General features: G+C 73.5%; 13 protein-coding genes and 1 pseudogene. 13 read left to right on the top strand and 1 reads right to left on the bottom strand.

Going from position 1 to position 14,995, the window contains the following annotated elements:
- From ABZ573_RS19085 to ABZ573_RS19065, 5 genes are read left to right on the top strand one after another with little or no spacing between them, the layout of a single operon-like run.
- Entirely contained in the window at window positions 1-2,010 is a 2,010-nt protein-coding gene (locus tag ABZ573_RS19085) for a hydantoinase/oxoprolinase family protein (RefSeq protein ID WP_327028219.1), read from the top strand.
- 3 nt (window positions 2,011-2,013) lie between these two features.
- A complete protein-coding gene (locus ABZ573_RS19080; RefSeq protein ID WP_358119504.1) occupies window positions 2,014-3,591 on the top strand; it encodes a class I adenylate-forming enzyme family protein in 1,578 nt (525 codons plus the stop codon).
- Window positions 3,591-4,949: an adenylosuccinate lyase gene (gene purB / locus ABZ573_RS19075; RefSeq protein ID WP_151454610.1), complete on the top strand. Its 1,359-nt coding sequence runs from the start codon at window positions 3,591-3,593 to the stop codon at window positions 4,947-4,949. The genes ABZ573_RS19080 and purB overlap by 1 nt, the downstream gene beginning before the upstream one ends.
- Entirely contained in the window at window positions 4,946-5,707 is a 762-nt protein-coding gene (locus ABZ573_RS19070; RefSeq protein WP_225852186.1) for an enoyl-CoA hydratase/isomerase family protein, read from the top strand. Before purB ends, ABZ573_RS19070 begins: the two co-directional genes overlap by 4 nt.
- Window positions 5,704-7,323 (top strand): thiamine pyrophosphate-binding protein, encoded by a 1,620-nt coding sequence (locus ABZ573_RS19065; RefSeq protein ID WP_358119499.1) that lies wholly within the window; start codon window positions 5,704-5,706, stop codon window positions 7,321-7,323. Before ABZ573_RS19070 ends, ABZ573_RS19065 begins: the two co-directional genes overlap by 4 nt.
- Before the next feature lie 8 nt (window positions 7,324-7,331).
- On the opposite strand, the gene ABZ573_RS19060 is transcribed toward ABZ573_RS19065, so the two are convergent.
- Complete coding sequence (locus ABZ573_RS19060) at window positions 7,332-8,156, bottom strand: IclR family transcriptional regulator (RefSeq protein WP_132239079.1); 825 nt, start codon at window positions 8,154-8,156, stop codon at window positions 7,332-7,334.
- A 167-nt stretch (window positions 8,157-8,323) separates the two neighbouring features.
- Here ABZ573_RS19060 and ABZ573_RS19055 point away from each other — a divergent pair, with 167 nt between their 5' ends.
- From ABZ573_RS19055 to ABZ573_RS19020, 8 genes and pseudogenes are all read left to right on the top strand, one after another.
- Window positions 8,324-10,342, top strand: coding sequence for a hydantoinase B/oxoprolinase family protein (locus ABZ573_RS19055; RefSeq protein ID WP_358119495.1), 2,019 nt, complete (start codon window positions 8,324-8,326; stop codon window positions 10,340-10,342).
- Window positions 10,339-11,322, top strand: a complete 984-nt coding sequence (locus ABZ573_RS19050) for a tRNA U-34 5-methylaminomethyl-2-thiouridine biosynthesis protein (RefSeq protein WP_358119492.1) — start codon at window positions 10,339-10,341, stop codon at window positions 11,320-11,322. The genes ABZ573_RS19055 and ABZ573_RS19050 overlap by 4 nt, the downstream gene beginning before the upstream one ends.
- A complete protein-coding gene (locus ABZ573_RS19045) occupies window positions 11,315-12,154 on the top strand; it encodes a 2-amino-5-chlorophenol 1,6-dioxygenase subunit alpha (protein WP_151454614.1) in 840 nt (279 codons plus the stop codon). Before ABZ573_RS19050 ends, ABZ573_RS19045 begins: the two co-directional genes overlap by 8 nt.
- Before the next feature lie 35 nt (window positions 12,155-12,189).
- The gene (locus tag ABZ573_RS19040; protein WP_151454615.1) at window positions 12,190-12,480 is read left to right on the top strand and encodes a BMC domain-containing protein; all 291 of its coding nucleotides are present in this window, start codon (window positions 12,190-12,192) and stop codon (window positions 12,478-12,480) included.
- Window positions 12,481-12,503: 23 nt separating this feature from the next.
- On the top strand, window positions 12,504-12,842 hold the full coding sequence (locus ABZ573_RS19035) for a BMC domain-containing protein (protein ID WP_089000517.1): 339 nt from the start codon (window positions 12,504-12,506) through the stop codon (window positions 12,840-12,842).
- Window positions 12,829-13,092, top strand: a complete 264-nt coding sequence (locus tag ABZ573_RS19030; protein WP_151454616.1) for a EutN/CcmL family microcompartment protein — start codon at window positions 12,829-12,831, stop codon at window positions 13,090-13,092. Before ABZ573_RS19035 ends, ABZ573_RS19030 begins: the two co-directional genes overlap by 14 nt.
- A 20-nt stretch (window positions 13,093-13,112) precedes the next feature.
- Window positions 13,113-14,624, top strand: a complete 1,512-nt coding sequence (locus ABZ573_RS19025; protein WP_358119487.1) for a 2-hydroxymuconic semialdehyde dehydrogenase — start codon at window positions 13,113-13,115, stop codon at window positions 14,622-14,624.
- Between the two features lie 174 nt (window positions 14,625-14,798).
- Window positions 14,799-14,995: pseudogene (locus ABZ573_RS19020) on the top strand (2-keto-4-pentenoate hydratase); the annotation flags it as partial.

The raw sequence follows: 14,995 nt of genomic DNA, 5'->3' as shown, positions 1-14,995 counted from the left end.
ATGCTCTGCATCGGCGTCGACATCGGTGGCACCTTCACCGACGTCATCGTCTACGAGCCGGCCACCGCCCGGCTCGCCGAGGCCAAGACCCTCTCCACCCCGCACGATCCGGCGGCGGCGATCTTCGAGGGCCTCGCCAAGCTCGGTGTCAGCCTGGACACGGTCGACCGCTTCGTGCACGGCACCACCCGGGTGACCAACGCGTTGCTCGAAGGCTCCGGCGAGCCGGTGTCGGTCCTGGCCACCGAGGGCTTCCGGGACGTGCTGGAGATGGGCCTCGGGCACCGGCCCCGCCTCTACAGCGTCAAGGAGAGCGGCCGGCCGCCGCTCGTCGCGCGCCGGCACCGGCACGTGCTGCGCGAACGCATCGGCGCCGACGGCAGCGTCGTCCGGCCGCTGGACACCGACGAACTGGACGAGGCCCTCGACCGGGTGGCCGCCGCCGGTCCCCGGGCGGTGGCGGTCTGCCTGCTGCACTCGTACCGCAATCCCGCCCACGAGCGGGCCGCGGCGCGGCGGCTGGCCGAGCGGTACCCCGACCTGGTCTGCACCGTCTCCTCCGACGTGGTGCCGGAGCAGGGCGAGTACGAGCGGTTCGCCACCACCGTGCTCAACGCCAGCGTGCGGGCGACCGTCGCCGACTACCTGCGCGGGCTCGGCGGCGCCCTCGCCGACGGCGGGTACGCCCACCCGCTGTCGATCATGACGAGCAGCGGCGGTGTCGTCTCCACCGAGGAGGCCGGGCGGCTGCCGATCAACCTCGCCCTCTCGGGGCCCGCCGGCGGAGTCGCGGCCACCGTGCACCTCGCCTCGCTCGCCGGCTATCCCAACGTCATCACCTGCGACATCGGCGGCACCAGCACGGACGTCTGCCTGATCAAGAACGGCGCGCCGTTGATGACCAACGATGGGAAGATCGCCGGCTACCCGAACCGCACCTTCCAGGTCGAGATCAACACGATCGGCGCCGGCGGCGGCTCGATCGCCTGGCGCGACCGGGGCGGGGAACTGCGGGTCGGGCCGCGCAGCGCCGGCTCGACCCCCGGCCCGGCCGCGTACGGCCGGGGCGGCACCGAGCCGACCACCACCGACGCGCACCTGCTCGTCGGCCACCTCGACCCGCAGGAGAGCCTGGGCGGGGAGGTGCCGCTCGACCCCGACGCGGCCCGCACCGCCCTGGCCGGGCTGGCCGGCACGTTCGGTCTCGACGAGCTGGACCTGGCGCACGGCATCCTCACCCTCGCCACGGTCAAGATGACCAGCGCGATCAAGGAGATCTCCGTCGCCTGCGGGCACGACCCGCGCGACTTCGTGCTGATGCCCTTCGGCGGCGCCGGCCCGATGCACGCCACCGACCTCGCCGACGAACTCGGCATCCGTCGGGTCCTGGTTCCGCCGGTGCCGGGCAACTTCTCCGCGCTCGGCTTCGTCACCGCCCAGGCCCGCCACGACTACGTCCGTACCGTGCTGGTGCCGGCCGACGACGACGGCCTGGCGGCCGTCCGGGCGGCCCTGGCCGACCTGCGCGACGCCGCCCTGGCCCAGCTCAAGGCCGAGGACGACGTGGAGCCCGACCAGGTCAGCTTCGGCCTGTCGGTCGGCATGCGGTTCCGGGGCCAGAGCTTCGACCTCGCCGTCGCCCTGCCCGAGCTGCCGGCCACCGCCGACGAGCTGGTGGCGGCCTTCCACGCCGCCTACGCCGAGCGGTACGCCTACACCCGCTCCGACCACCCCGCCGAGATCGTCAACTGTCGGCTCACCGCGTTCGGGCCCCGCCCGGCCGTCCGCTTCGCCGCCCCGACCGGCGGCCCGGCGCAGCCCGGCAGGACCCGTCTCTACCGCCCGGGCGGCTGGGTCGAGGCGACCGTGTGGCGGCGCGCCGACCTGGGGCCGGGCTGTGCCGTCGTCGGTCCCGCCGTCGTACGCGAGAACGGCAGCACCACCGTCGTCGGCGGCGGATGGGCCGCCACGGTCGACGACCACGGAAACCTGCTGCTGACCAAGGAGTGATCCGTGATTCCGCCAGCCCTCGACCTCACCGTGCTGGAGCGCGCCGCGCGGCAGCCGGACCGCGCCCTGTACGTCTTCGACGATCCGGCCCGGCCGGTGACCACGGGGGAGTTCGCCGACCTCGCCGGCCGGGCCGCCGCCGTCCTGGCGGCCCAGGGCGTCGGCCGCGGCGACCGGATCGCGGTCTGGGCCGAGAACGGGCTGGCCTGGCTGGTGCTGCTGGCCGCCGCGGCCTGGCGGGGCGCCGCCCTGACCACCCTGCACCCCGGCCTCACCGGGCCCGAGCTGACCTCGGCGCTGGCCCGCAGCCGACCCCGGCGCCTCTACGCCGCCGAGCGGGTCCGCGACCGGCACGGCCCGTCCACCGTCACGCGGGTCCTGGCGGCGCTGCCGCCCGGCGAGCGGCCGGACGGCTGGCACGTCCTCGACGCGGACCTGGGACACGCGGGGCTGGCCCGGCTGCCCGGCTGGGACGGCCCGGTTCCCGCACCCGTGGGTGATCCCGACGCCGCCTGCAACATCCAGTTCACCTCGGGCTCCACCGGCCCGGCCAAGATGGTGTCGCTGAGCGCCGGCAACCTGCTGGCCAACGCGGCCTGGACGGCCGAGGCCGCAGGGCTGCGCGCCGACGACCGGATCGCCTCGCCGCTGCCCCTGGCCCACGCGGCGGGGCTCGGCAGCGGGGCGATGCTGGCGCTGGTGACGGGCGCGCTGTGGGTCTCCACCCGCCGGTTCCGCACCGAGCCGGTCCTCGACCAGATCCAGCAGCACGCGTGCACGGTGGTGCAGGCCGTGCCCACCATGGCGTCGATGCTCACCGACCGCGTCGAGCGGGACCCCGGACGCTGGGACCTGTCGTCCCTGCGGGTCGGCTTCCTCGGCGGCGCCACGTGCACCCCGGCGCTGCTCACCCGCACCCGACGGGTGCTCGGCCTGGACCGGGTGGCGGTCGTCTACGGCCAGACCGAGGCCGGCCCGACGATCAGCCTGGACCCCGGCGACGGGACCTGCGGCGCGCCCGGTGACACCGTCGGCCGCGTCCTGCCGGCTCTTCAGGCCACCGTGGTCGACCCCGCCACCCGCGCCCCGCTGCCCGCCGGGCGGGTCGGGGAGCTGCTGGTACGCGGCAGCTCGGTCACCCGCGGCTACGCCGACGACCCGTTCACCACCGCCGCCACGATCACCAGCGACGGCTGGCTGCGCACCGGCGACCTGGGCGCGCTGACCGACGAGCGGGTCCTCACCCTGGCTGGTCGGATCAAGGAACTGATCATCCGCGGCGGCGAGAACGTCCATCCCGCCGAGGTCGAGGCGGTGCTCGCCGACGACCCGGCCGTGGCCCGGGTGTGCGTCCTCGGCGTGCCATCAGCCCGCTGGGGGGAGGAGATCGCGGCCCTGGTCGTGACCGTCCCCGGTGGGCACTGCGACGTCGACCGGCTCACCCGCACCGCCACCGAACGGCTGGCCCGGCACAAGGTGCCGACCCTGATCCGTACCGTCGCCGACCTGCCGCTGCTGCCGTCCGGGAAGGTCGACCGGCGGGCCGCCCGGGAACTGCTCGTCGCGGAGGGGGAACGCTGATGCAGCTCGGATCGTGCTTCCTGGACTCGCTGACCGTCACCAGCTTCTTCGGCAACGCCGAGATGCGCGGGGTCTTCAACGACCGGCAGCTCATGCAGTCCTGGCTCGACGTGGAGGCCGCCCTCGCCCGGGGCCAGGCGAAGCTGGGCATCATCCCGTCCGCCGCCGCGCAGGCGATCACCGAGGCGGCCCGCGTCGAGCGGCTCGACACGGCGGTGCTCGCCGCCGACGCCGCCGACACCGTGCACCCGCTGGTGCCGCTGGTGCGGGCGCTCACCGCCGCCTGCCCGGGCGACGCGGGTCGCTACGTCCACCTCGGCGCCACCACGCAGGACGTGATGGACACCGGGTTCGTCCTGCGGGCCCGCGACGGCCTGGACATCGTGCAGCGGCAGGTCGACGAGCTGGTCCGCGCGCTGCGGCGGCTCGCGCTGCGCCACCGGGCCACCCCGATGGCCGCCCGCACCCACGGGCAGCAGGCGCTGCCGACGACGTTCGGCCTGCGCTGCGCGGTGTGGCAGGACGAGCTGCAACGCCACCGCGTCCGGCTGCGGCAACTGCGCCAGCGGCTGCTGGTGACCAGCATGGGCGGCGCGGCCGGCACGATGGCCGGCTACGGCGCGCAGGCGTTCGCGCTGGAGCAGGCGGTCGCCGCCGACCTGGGGCTCGGCGTCGCCGACACCCCCTGGCACGCCACCCAGGACCGCTTCGCCGAGTGCCTGATGGTCTTCGGCCTCGTCGCGGCCAGCGCCGAGAAGTTGGCCCGGGAGGTCTACTTCCTCGGCCGCACCGAGGTCGGCGAGGCGTACGAGTCGCAGCGCTCCACCCAGGTTGGCAGCAGCACGATGCCCCACAAGCGCAACCCGATCCGCTGCGAGGCGGTGATCGCCGCCGCCGGCACCCTGCGGGCCCAGGTGCCCCTGGCGTTGCAGACCATGGTCGCCCAGGACGACCGGGACATGGGCGTCGGGATGACGCTGTGGAAGCTGCTGCCGGAGTGCTTCATCCTGCTCGGCGGCGCGATGCAGCGACTGGTCGACGTCTTCGGTGACCTCGGCGTCAACCCCGACCGGATGCGCGCCAACCTCGACCTCACCGGCGGGCTCGTGCTCTCCGAGGCGGTGATGCTGCGCCTGGCCGGTCCGCTCGGCCGGGAGCAGGCCCACCACCTGGTCATGCGGATCGTCCGCGACAGCCTCGATGCGGGCCGCCCGTTCGCGGAGACGTTGCGCGCCGACCCGCAGGTGACCGCCGCCCTGCCCGCGGCGGAACTCGCCGGCCTGCTGGATCCGCTGTCGTACGTCGGCCACGCCGCCGCGCTGGTCGACCGCGCCCTACTGAACTCGGAGTCGCCATGACCGCCGCACACCGTGCCGAGGAATCCGTGCTGCTGCACCGCGACGGCCGGCTGGCCCGGGTGACGCTGAACCGGCCCGCCCGGCGCAACAGCTTCGACCTGGCGATGCTCGCCCGCTTCGAGGACGTGCTGCACGAGCTGTCCCGCGACGACCGGACCGAGGTGGTCGTGCTGACCGGCTCCGGCACCGCGTTCTGCGCCGGCACCGACCTGCACGAGCTGGCCACCCTCGACGCCCGGGCCACGATGTCGGTGCAGCGCCGCACCGCCGAGCTGGTCGAACGCTGGTACCGGCTGGAACAGACCACCGTCACGGCGTTCAACGGCCCGGCCATCGGCTCCGGCGCGGTGCTCGGTCTCGCCAGCGACCTGCGGGTGGCCGCCGACACCTGCTTCGCGACCTTCCCGGAGGTCGGCTTCGGCATCCCGCTGACCTGGAGCGGCATGGCGATCCTCGCCGACCTCGTCGGCGCCGACCTGGCCAAGCGGTGGCTGCTGCTCGGCGACCGGATCCCCGCCGACGAGCTGCGCGACCTGCGGCTGGTGACCGAGGTGGTGGAGCCGGGGCGGCTCGCCGACGCCGCGACCGGGATCGCCGAGCGGCTGCTGGCCACCTCCGCGGTCGGCCGGTCGATGACCAAGCGGGCCGCCCGCCTGGCCGGGCCCCGCTTCGAGGCGGCCGCCAACGACTCCTACCTCGGCGCGCTGAGCGTGGCGCTGCGCCCCGCCGGCGACTACCTCGCCCGGGACCCCCGGTGAGGGCCGGCGAGGCGATCGCCGACGCCATCGTGGCGCACGGGGTCGACACGATCTTCGGGCTGCTAGGCGACGCCAACATGTTCCTGGTCGCGGACCTGGTGCAGCGCCACGGCGTCCGGTTTGTGGCCGCCCGCAACGAGAACGCCGCGGTGATGATGGCCGACGGCTGGGCCCGCGCCACCGGCCGGTGCGGGGTCGTCACCGTGACCCAGGGCCCCGGCCTGGCCGTCGCCGGCGCCGCGCTGACCATCGCCCGGCAGGCCGGCACGCCGCTGGTCCTGATCGCCGGCGACACCCCGCCCGGCGACCCGCTGCACGTGCAGAGCTTCCCGCAACAGCCGTTCGCGCTGGCTACCGCCGGGGCGTTCGTGCCCGTGACGGCGCCGGCCACCGCCGCCCGCGACGTCGGCCTGGCGTTCCGGGCCGCCGCCGAACGGCCCGGCCCCGTCGTCCTCGACGTTCCCATCGACCTCCAGGACGAGCCGGTGCCGGCCGAGGCCGTGCCCGCGCCGGCCGTCGCCGCGTACCGGCCCGCCGCGCCGGCACCGACCGACGAGGCCGTCGCCGAGCTGGTCGGCCTGCTGGCCGCCGCCCACCGCCCGGTGCTGCTGGCCGGGCGGGGCGCCGAGGCGGCAGCGGAGGACGTACGCCGCCTCGCCGACCGCTGCGGCGCGGTGCTCGCCACCACCGTGCTGGCCGCCGGGCTCTTCGCCGGGCACCCGTACCACCTGGGGGTGGCCGGGGGACTGGCCCGCCCGCTGACCCGGCGGGTGCTGGCCGACGCGGACCTGGTGGTCACCTTCGGCGCCGGACTCAACCGGTGGACGGCCGACCACGGCGCGCTCTTCCCCGGGGCGCGGGTGGTCGCCGTCGACGCCGACGCGCGGGCGTTGGGGGCGCGCTGGCCCGTCGACCTGGGGATCGTCGGGGACGCGGCGGTCACCGCGCGGGCCGTGACGGCCCGGCTCGACCCGGTCGAGCGCCCGGAGTGGCGCAGCCCCGCCCTGGCCGCGCAGGTCGCTGCGGCCGACCCGTTCGATGGCATCGAGTTCGTCGAGGGGGCGGCGGGGATCGACCCCCGGGCGTTCATCCGGATCTGCGCCCGCCGGCTCCCGGCCCGGCGCACCACCGTGGTCGGGGTGGGACAGTTCGGCGGCTGGCCCAACCTGCTGCTCGACTCGTCCGCCGTGGACCGCGCGTTCATCGCACCCTGGGAGTTCGGCAGCATCGGCGTCGGCCTGCCGTACGCCGTCGGGGCCGGCGTGGGCCGACCGGACCGGCCGGTGGTCGCCTTCGAGGGCGACGGCAGCCTGCTCACCGGCCTTGGGGAGCTGGACACCCTGGCCCGGGTCGGGGCGCCCGTGCTGCTGGTGGTCCTCGACGACGGCGGCTACGGCGCGGAGGTGCGCAAGTTCGGCCCGCGCGGGGTCGACCCGGCGCTGGCTCGGTTCCCGGCCCGGGACCTGGCCGCCGTGGCGCGCTCCCTGGGCGTACCGGCCTGGACGGTCACCGACCAGGCCGGCGCGGAGGCGGCGTTCGACGAGGTGCTGCCGGTGACCGGGCCGGGGTTGCTGCACGTGCGGGTCCTGCCCGAGGTCACCCAGGAGCGTTTCTGACGGTGCGGTCAGTCGCCCCACCGGTCGCCGAAGCCGTGGCCGAGCTGCCGGGACAGCTCGGCGGCGGTACGGCAGGCGGCGTCGGCGAGTTCGCGGGTACGGGTGTCGTCCAGGCGGAAGATCGGCCCGGAGATGCTGATCGCGGCGGTGACCCGGTCGTGCCGGTCGCGTACGGGGGCGGCCACCACCCGCAGCCCGTGCTCGCTCTCCTGGTCGTTCAGGGCCCAGCCCTGCTGCCGCACGGTGGCCATGTGCGCCACGAAGGTGTCCAGGTCGGTGATGGTGTTGCTGGTCAGCGCCCGGAGCGGCACGGTGGCGAGCAGGGCGCGCAGGGCGTCGTCGTCGTGGTCGACGAGCAGCGCCTTGCCGGCCGCGCTGCACCACAGCGGGATGCGCCGGCCGAGGCGGCTGACGAGCTGCACGTTGCGGGTGCCCTGTACGACGTAGAGCGAGATGGCGTCGGAGCCCTCCAGGACGGCGAGGTTGACGCTCTCGCCCTCGTGCTCGGCGAGCTGGTGCAGCAGGGGCCGGGCCAGCGCGTGCAGGTCGATGCCGGCGAGGAAGCGGGCGCCCAGCTCGAAGACGGCGACGCCGAGGCGGTAGGTGCCGTTCTCCTCGTTGCGTTGCAGGAAGCCGGCGTCGGCCAGCGCGCGGAACAGCCGGCTGGCCGTGGACTTGTGCAGGCCCAGTTCGCGGCTGACGTCGCTGACCTTGCGCTCGACGGCGTCACCCCGGAAGGCCAGCAGGACGCCCAAGGCGCGGTCCAGCGCCTGGGTGCCCGACTCGCGTGGGGCGACGCCCTCGTCGGGCGTCGGGTCAGTGGCGTACGACATCTTGCTTCCCTGCCTTTCCGGCTGCTAGGTTTCATAATATAACTCTAGGACCACATGATGGTCCACTCTACGGTGGTTCAACCCACGGTGGTCCACTCGCCCTGACCAGTCCAGGTCCACTCCGGCGGCAGATACGGACCGACACCGGAAATCAGTGAGGCATCCGCATGACTGTGAATCCGATCGACCTGGAAGTCGTCACCGAAAGTCTCATCTCGATCGTCCGCGAGATGCGACAGACGATCTTCCGTACCGCGCACTCGCCGGTGATCGCCGACGCCCAGGACTTCTCCTGCGCACTCTTCGACCCCTCGGGGCAGATGGTCGCCCAGGGCCGGGACATGCCGGGACACGTCATCGCCATGCCCGCCTCGGTGGCCGAGATCTTCGCCGACTTCGCCGCCGAGATGCGCCCCGGAGACCTCTACATCGTCAACGACCCGTACCGGGGCGGCAGCCACCTCAACGACGTCACCCTGATCAGCCCGGTCTTCGTCGACGGGGAGCTGTTCCTCTTCCCCTGCGTCCGGATGCACTGGGCCGACATCGGCGGCATGACCCCCGGCAGCGTCTCCGGCCAGGCCACCGAGATCCTCCAGGAGGGGCTGCGGATCCCGCCGATCAAGCTGATCGAGGCGGGCCGCCCCAACCGGGCCGCCTTCGACATCCTCTTCGCCAACGTCCGGATGGCCGAGGAACGCCGCGGCGACCTCGAATCCAGCATCGCCGCCTGCCACACCGCGCAACGACGGCTGAAGGAACTCGTCGACCGCTGGGGCACCGGGCTGATCCTCGACTGCGTCGCGGCCAACATGGACCGCACCGAGCAGCGGCTGCGCGACATGATCCGGTCGCTGCCCGACGGCACCTACCGCTACGAGGACTACCTCGACCTCTACACCGACGGCGACTACGACGCCGCGATCGTCCGCTGCCGGCTGACCGTCGACGGCGACGAGATCGAAGCCGACTTCCGGGGCTCCTCCACCCAGGTCGCCGCCGTGGTCAACTCGTCGCGGGCGATGACCGTGGCCGGGGTGTTCATCGCCGTCAAGTCCGCCCTCGATCCCGGCGGGCTGGTCAACCACGGCGCGTTCCGGCCCCTGCGGGTCCTCACCGAGCCCGGCACGGTCGTGCACGTCAGCTACCCCGCCCCGGCCAACGCCCACAGCGAGGTCCGCAAGCGGGTCATCTCCGCCGTGATGGCCGCGTTGAGCCAGGTGGCGCCCGACCTCATCGCCGCCGACCAGTTCGGCACCACCTTCCAGAACCTCATCGGCGGAGTGGACGAGCACACCGGCCAGCCCTACCTCTACTACGACTACCCGGCCGGCGGCAACGGCGGATTCCTCGAATCCGACGGTCCCAGCGCGATGAACCCGGTCGACCTCGGCGACATCTCCACCATCCAGTCCGTCGAGCGACTGGAGACCGAGATCCCGATCCTGGTCGAGGCCTGCGAGCTGCGCGCCGGCTCCTGCGGAGACGGTACGCACCGGGGCGGCCTGGGCAGCCGGCGGGAGACCCGGCTGCTGGCCAGCGGCGGGTCGTACTCGGTGCAGACCGACCGCACCACCGTCCCCCCGTACGGGCTGCGCCACGGCGGCCCGGGCGCCCCGACGGTCACCCACCTGCGCCGCGCCGACGGCCGACGGGTCGACTTCGACACCCCCGGCAAGATCGCCGGCTTCCCCATGCGCGCCGGGGACGTGCTGGTCATGGAGTCCGCCGGCGGCGGCGGCTGGGGCGACCCGCTGGACCGCGCGCCCGACGCCGTCGCGGAGGACGTCCGGCAGGACTACCTGACCGGCGAGGAGGCCCGCCAGCGCTACGGCGTGGTCCTCGACGGCGCCGGCGAGGCCGACCGCGCCGCCACCGCCGACCTGCGGCAGCGGCTGCGCGACGAGCGGAGCTGGCTGCGCCTCACCACCACCGACCGGCCCGCCTACACCGGCCGGCGCGGCCAGCGCCGGCTGGCCTACGTCGCGCCCGGCAGTGGCCTGGCCGAGGAGAGCCTCGTCGAACTGCACGGCGTGCACCCGGCACCACTGCGGGCCTGGCTGCGCCACGACGCCGCGCTCGGCGCCGACGAGATAGCCCTCGACGACGACGGGATGCAGATCCTCGGCGGCACCGCCGAGCACCGCGCGTACGTGCGCGTCCTCACCGGGGAGGGGCGGTCATGAGCAGGGTCTTCCGGGTGCCGGTGGCGACCACCAGGCCCCGCACCGGTGGCGGCGCCGGCAGCGCCCCGGCCCCGCAGGCCGCCCCGGCCCGCGCCGGCATCGTCGCCGGCTGCCTCAGCCCACATCCGCCCCACCTGATCTACGCGGAGAACCCGCCGCAGAACGAGCCCCGCTCCACCGGCGGCTGGGAGACGCTGCGCTGGGCCTACGAGCGGCTGCGCAAGCGCATCCAGGAGGTGCACCGCCCCGACGTGCTGATCGTGCACGCCCCGCACTGGATCACGATGGTCGGCCACCACGTCAACTGCGCGCCCAACCCGCGCGGCATCTCCGTGGAGCCGATCTTCCCGCACCTCTTCCGGTACCGCTACGACTTCCGCACCGACGTCGAACTCGGCGAGGCCATCGTCGAGGAGGCCAGCGGCCTCGGCCTCGTCACCCGCGCGATGCGCGACCCCCGGGTGCGCGTCGACTACGCCACCATCGGCGCCCTGCACCTGGCCAACCCCGCCTGGGACATCCCCGTGGTGTCCCTGTCGGCGAACAACAACCCGTACTTCTACTCCGACGCGGCGCTGGAGGAGATGGAGGTGCTCGGCGAGGCCACCCGCCGCGCCGTCGAGGCCACCGGCCGCCGGGCCGTGCTGCTCGCCTCCAACTCCCTGTCGCACCTGCACTGGCACGAGGAGCCGGCGCTGCCGGAGGACATGGAACGCGAACACCCGTACAACAACCACCAGTACCGGTGGGACATGAAGCTGCTCGAAGCGATCCGCCGGGGACCGACCGCCCCGCTGCGGGAACTCATCACCGAACACATCGAGGCGACCGCGTCGGAGACGAAGGCCGGCAGCCTCACCTGGCTGCTCGCCGCGATGGGCTGGCCCAAGGTCGCCGGTGACGTGCTCGGCTACGGCACGATCATCGGCACCGGAAACGCCGTCGTCGAGTGGCTGCCCGAGGGGAGCCCCCATGGCTGACCGGACCGGAATCGTCGCCGGCGCACTCGTGCCCGGCATGCCCCACCTGCTCGCGAAGGAACCCGCACCGAGCTGGGCGGCACTGGCCTCGGCCGCCCGCGACGTGGGCGAACGGCTGCGCCGGCTGGAGCCCGACGTCGTCCTACTGCTGTCCACCCAGTGGTTCACCGTCCTCGGCCACCAGTTCCAGTGCGACCCCAACCCGCGCGGCGAACACGTCGACGAGAACTGGTACGCCTACGACTACGGCCTGCTCCGCTACGACCTGCGCTTCGACGTGGAGTTCAGCGAGCGGTGGGCCGACCGGGTGCAGGCCGACGGCAAGCAGGCGCGCCGCACCCGCTACGAGGGCTTCCCGATCGACGCCGGGACCATCGTCACCTCCGCGTTGCTCGACCCGGAGCGCAAGCTGCGCTGGGCGCAGGTCTCCTGCAACCTGTACGCCGACGCCGACACCCTCGCCGACGTCGGCCGGGCCGGTGCCGCCGCCGCCCGCGACGCCGGAGTACGCGCCGCCGTCGTCGTGGTGAGCGGACTGTCCTCCGGACTGATCCAGCAGTGGATCGAACCGGGCCAGGACCACATCGGCACACCCGCGCACGACCAGTGGAACACCCGCGTACTCGACCTGCTCACCGCCGGCAAGGTCGACGAGGCGCTCGCGATCCGCGAGGACTACGCCCGGCAGGCCCAGGCGGACAGCCAGTTCCGGGCCCTCGCGTTCGCCGCCGGCACCGGCGCCGCCAGCGGCCCGGCGCAGCTGCACTCGTACGGCCCGATCTGGGGCACCGGCGCCGCCGTCCTGTCCTGGAACCTGCCCGAGCGTCCCTGACCGAAGCCGACCCGCAACCAGAGCAAGGAGCAGACATGCGAAACGTGGCCGTGGGCTTCGTCGAAGCCGAGGGTTTCACCCCCATCTTCGACGCCGTCGACGCGATGGTGAAGGCCACCGAGGTCGAGGTGACGAAGGTCGTACGCCTCGGCGGCGGCATCGTCGCGGTCGCCGTGCGCGGCGACCTCGCCACCGTCGAGGAAGCGGTGGACATCGGCGAGGAGACCGCCCGGGCGCGCAGCCGCTCGGTGCGCTCGATCGTCTTCGCCAGCCCCTGCGACGCGGTGAGCGCGTTGGCCGTCGAGCCTGACCTCGTCGGCAACTGACAACCGGGTAAGGAGAATCAGCCATGTCCTCCGACATCGCGATCGGAATCGTCGAGACACGCGGCCTGGTGGCGCTCTCGGCGGGAATCGAAGCCATGATCAAGACCGCCGACGTCCGGTGCGTGGCCGTGGAACGGGTCACCAGCGGCTACCTCGCGGTCGCCGTCCGGGGCACCCTCGCCGCCGTACGCCAGGCAGTCTCCGCCGGCGAGGCCGCCATCCGCGCCCACGGCGAGCTGCGCAGCTCCCAGGTCTACCCGAAGCCCCACCCGACCACGGCGGCCCTGCTGGACGCGCCCGAACCGGCCCGCATCCGCGAGGTCATCGCCGGCCTGCGGGGAGAAACCGATGGTGCTCGGTGACGTCGTCGGCAAGGTGTGGGCCGACCGCATCCTGCCGGCGTTGCAGGGCAGGCGGCTCGTCCTGGTCCGCCCGCACGGCGACGGGCCCGACCTCGTCGCCGTCGATCCCCTGAACGTCGGCGTCGGCACCACCGTCCTGGTCGTCACCGACGAGGCCGCCGCGGCCGTGACCGGCCAACCCACCGTGGACGCCGCCGTGGTCGCGCTCGTCGCCGACCTCGGCAGCGAGCGGACCGAACCCAGCACCTGAACCGGAAGGGACACCTGACGATGGCCGAGTCATCCTGGCCGGTGAGTCTGCGCGACGGCCACCCGGGCGCCGACCCGCCGACCCTGCGCAACTTCGTGGGCGGTGAGTTCGTCGAGGGCGGGCGGCGGTTCGTCAAGCGCAGCCCGGTCACGGGTGAGCCGGTCTTCGAGGTGGTCGAGGCGGATCGGGCGTGTGTGGACGATGCGGTCGCGGCGGCGCGGGGGGCGTTGCGGGGGCCGTGGGGTCGGATGGGGGAGCGCGAGCGCGCGGAGGTGTTGCGCCGGGTCGCCGACGAGCTGGAGCGCCGTTTCGACGATCTGGTGACCGCCGAGGTGGCGGATACGGGTAAGTCGATTTCGCAGGCGCGGACGTTGGACATTCCGCGTGGTGCGGCGAACTTCCGCGCCTTCGCGGAGATCGTGGCGACCGCGCCGACGGAGTCGTTCACGACGGTCACCCCGACCGGCGGCCGGGCGTTGAATTATGCGTTGCGGAAGCCGGTGGGTGTGGTGGCGGTGATCGTGCCGTGGAACCTGCCGTTGCTGCTGTTGACGTGGAAGGTCGCTCCGGCCCTTGCGTGCGGTAATGCGGTGATCGTGAAGCCGAGTGAGGAGACGCCGGCGTCGGCGACGTTGTTGGCGGAGGTGATGGCCGCCGCGGGGGTGCCGGAGGGTGTGTTCAACCTGGTGCACGGGTTCGGTCCGGATTCGGCGGGGGAGTTCTTGACTCGTCATCCGGACGTCGACGCGATCACCTTTACCGGCGAGTCGTCGACCGGCAGCGCCATCATGCGGGCGGCTGCCGATGGGGTGCGGCCGGTGTCGTTCGAGTTGGGTGGCAAGAACGCCGGGCTCGTCTTCGCGGATGCGGATCTGGACGCGGCGGTGGCGGGTTCGGTGCGGTCCAGCTTCACCAACGGCGGTCAGGTGTGTCTGTGCACGGAGCGGATCTATGTGCAGCGGCCGGTGTTCGAGGAGTTCACGGCCCGGTTGGCTGAGCGGGCTGCCGCGCTGTCGTTCGGGTGGCCGGCGGACGAGGCGACGGTGAACATGCCGTTGATCTCGCGTCAGCATCGGGAGAAGGTGCTGGGCTATTACGACCTGGCTCGTGGTGAGGGTGCACAGGTGCTGACCGGGGGTGGGGTGCCAGCCTTCGGTGACGCCCGTGATGGCGGCGCGTTCGTGCAGCCGACGGTGTTGACGGGGCTTGCTGCGGATGCGCGGACGAACACTGAGGAGATCTTCGGGCCGGTGGTGCATGTGGCGCCGTTCGATGACGAGGATGAGGCGTTCGCGTTGGCGAACGGCACGGAGTACGGGTTGGCGGCGGCGGTGTGGACGCGGGACGTGGGTCGGGCGCACCGGGCCGGTATGCGGTTGGACGCGGGCATCGTGTGGGTGAACACGTGGTTCCTGCGGGATCTGCGGACGCCGTTCGGTGGGGTGAAGGCGTCGGGGATCGGGCGCGAGGGTGGCGTGCACTCCCTTGATTTCTATTCCGAGTTGACCAACGTCTGCGTGGACCTGACATGAGCGGCGGCGTTCGCATCGGTGACGCGGCGCGGTGGACGTGGCGAGCACATCGTGGGTCGGGCGCACCGGGCCGGTATGGGGTTGGACGTCGGCATCAGTGTCGCGGGGTGTCCGTCCGGCTTCCGGTCGACCCGCGGCTGTCGGTAGCGGCTCCGAGTGGAGTGGGGAGCTGACATGAGCGTTGATTACGAGGCGGCGGCCCGGGAACTGGTTGACGCGCGGGAGAGCGGCAAGCCGTGTGCGCCGCTGCGGGGGCGGCTGTTGCCGGAGGGGGACGTCACGTCGGCGTACCTGGTGCAGCAGCTTCAGGTGCGGCAGTGGTTGCAGCGCGGCCACCGGCGGGTGGGCGCGAAGATCGGGCTGACGTCGCG

The sequence above is a fragment of the Micromonospora sp. NPDC007220 genome, assembly GCF_040634035.1.
In the GTDB taxonomy this organism is placed as follows: Bacteria; Actinomycetota; Actinomycetes; order Mycobacteriales; family Micromonosporaceae; genus Micromonospora; species Micromonospora reichwaldensis.
Note: the sequence above shows the minus strand (reverse complement) of the source record. Positions and strands in the feature narration are given on the sequence as shown.

Excerpts from the sequence above, each read along its gene's own strand:
- ABZ573_RS19085 (WP_327028219.1), top strand. The coding sequence starts at position 1 with ATGCTCTGCATCGGCGTCGACATCGGTGGCACCTTCACCGACGTCATC.
- ABZ573_RS19050 (WP_358119492.1), top strand. The coding sequence starts at position 10,339 with ATGAGCAGGGTCTTCCGGGTGCCGGTGGCGACCACCAGGCCCCGCACC.
- ABZ573_RS19040 (WP_151454615.1), top strand. The coding sequence starts at position 12,190 with ATGCGAAACGTGGCCGTGGGCTTCGTCGAAGCCGAGGGTTTCACCCCC.
- purB (WP_151454610.1), top strand. The coding sequence starts at position 3,591 with ATGCAGCTCGGATCGTGCTTCCTGGACTCGCTGACCGTCACCAGCTTC.
- ABZ573_RS19030 (WP_151454616.1), top strand. The coding sequence starts at position 12,829 with ATGGTGCTCGGTGACGTCGTCGGCAAGGTGTGGGCCGACCGCATCCTG.
- ABZ573_RS19025 (WP_358119487.1), top strand. The coding sequence starts at position 13,113 with ATGGCCGAGTCATCCTGGCCGGTGAGTCTGCGCGACGGCCACCCGGGC.
- ABZ573_RS19070 (WP_225852186.1), top strand. The coding sequence starts at position 4,946 with ATGACCGCCGCACACCGTGCCGAGGAATCCGTGCTGCTGCACCGCGAC.
- ABZ573_RS19035 (WP_089000517.1), top strand. The coding sequence starts at position 12,504 with ATGTCCTCCGACATCGCGATCGGAATCGTCGAGACACGCGGCCTGGTG.
- ABZ573_RS19060 (WP_132239079.1), bottom strand. The coding sequence starts at position 8,156 with ATGTCGTACGCCACTGACCCGACGCCCGACGAGGGCGTCGCCCCACGC.
- ABZ573_RS19055 (WP_358119495.1), top strand. The coding sequence starts at position 8,324 with ATGACTGTGAATCCGATCGACCTGGAAGTCGTCACCGAAAGTCTCATC.
- ABZ573_RS19045 (WP_151454614.1), top strand. The coding sequence starts at position 11,315 with ATGGCTGACCGGACCGGAATCGTCGCCGGCGCACTCGTGCCCGGCATG.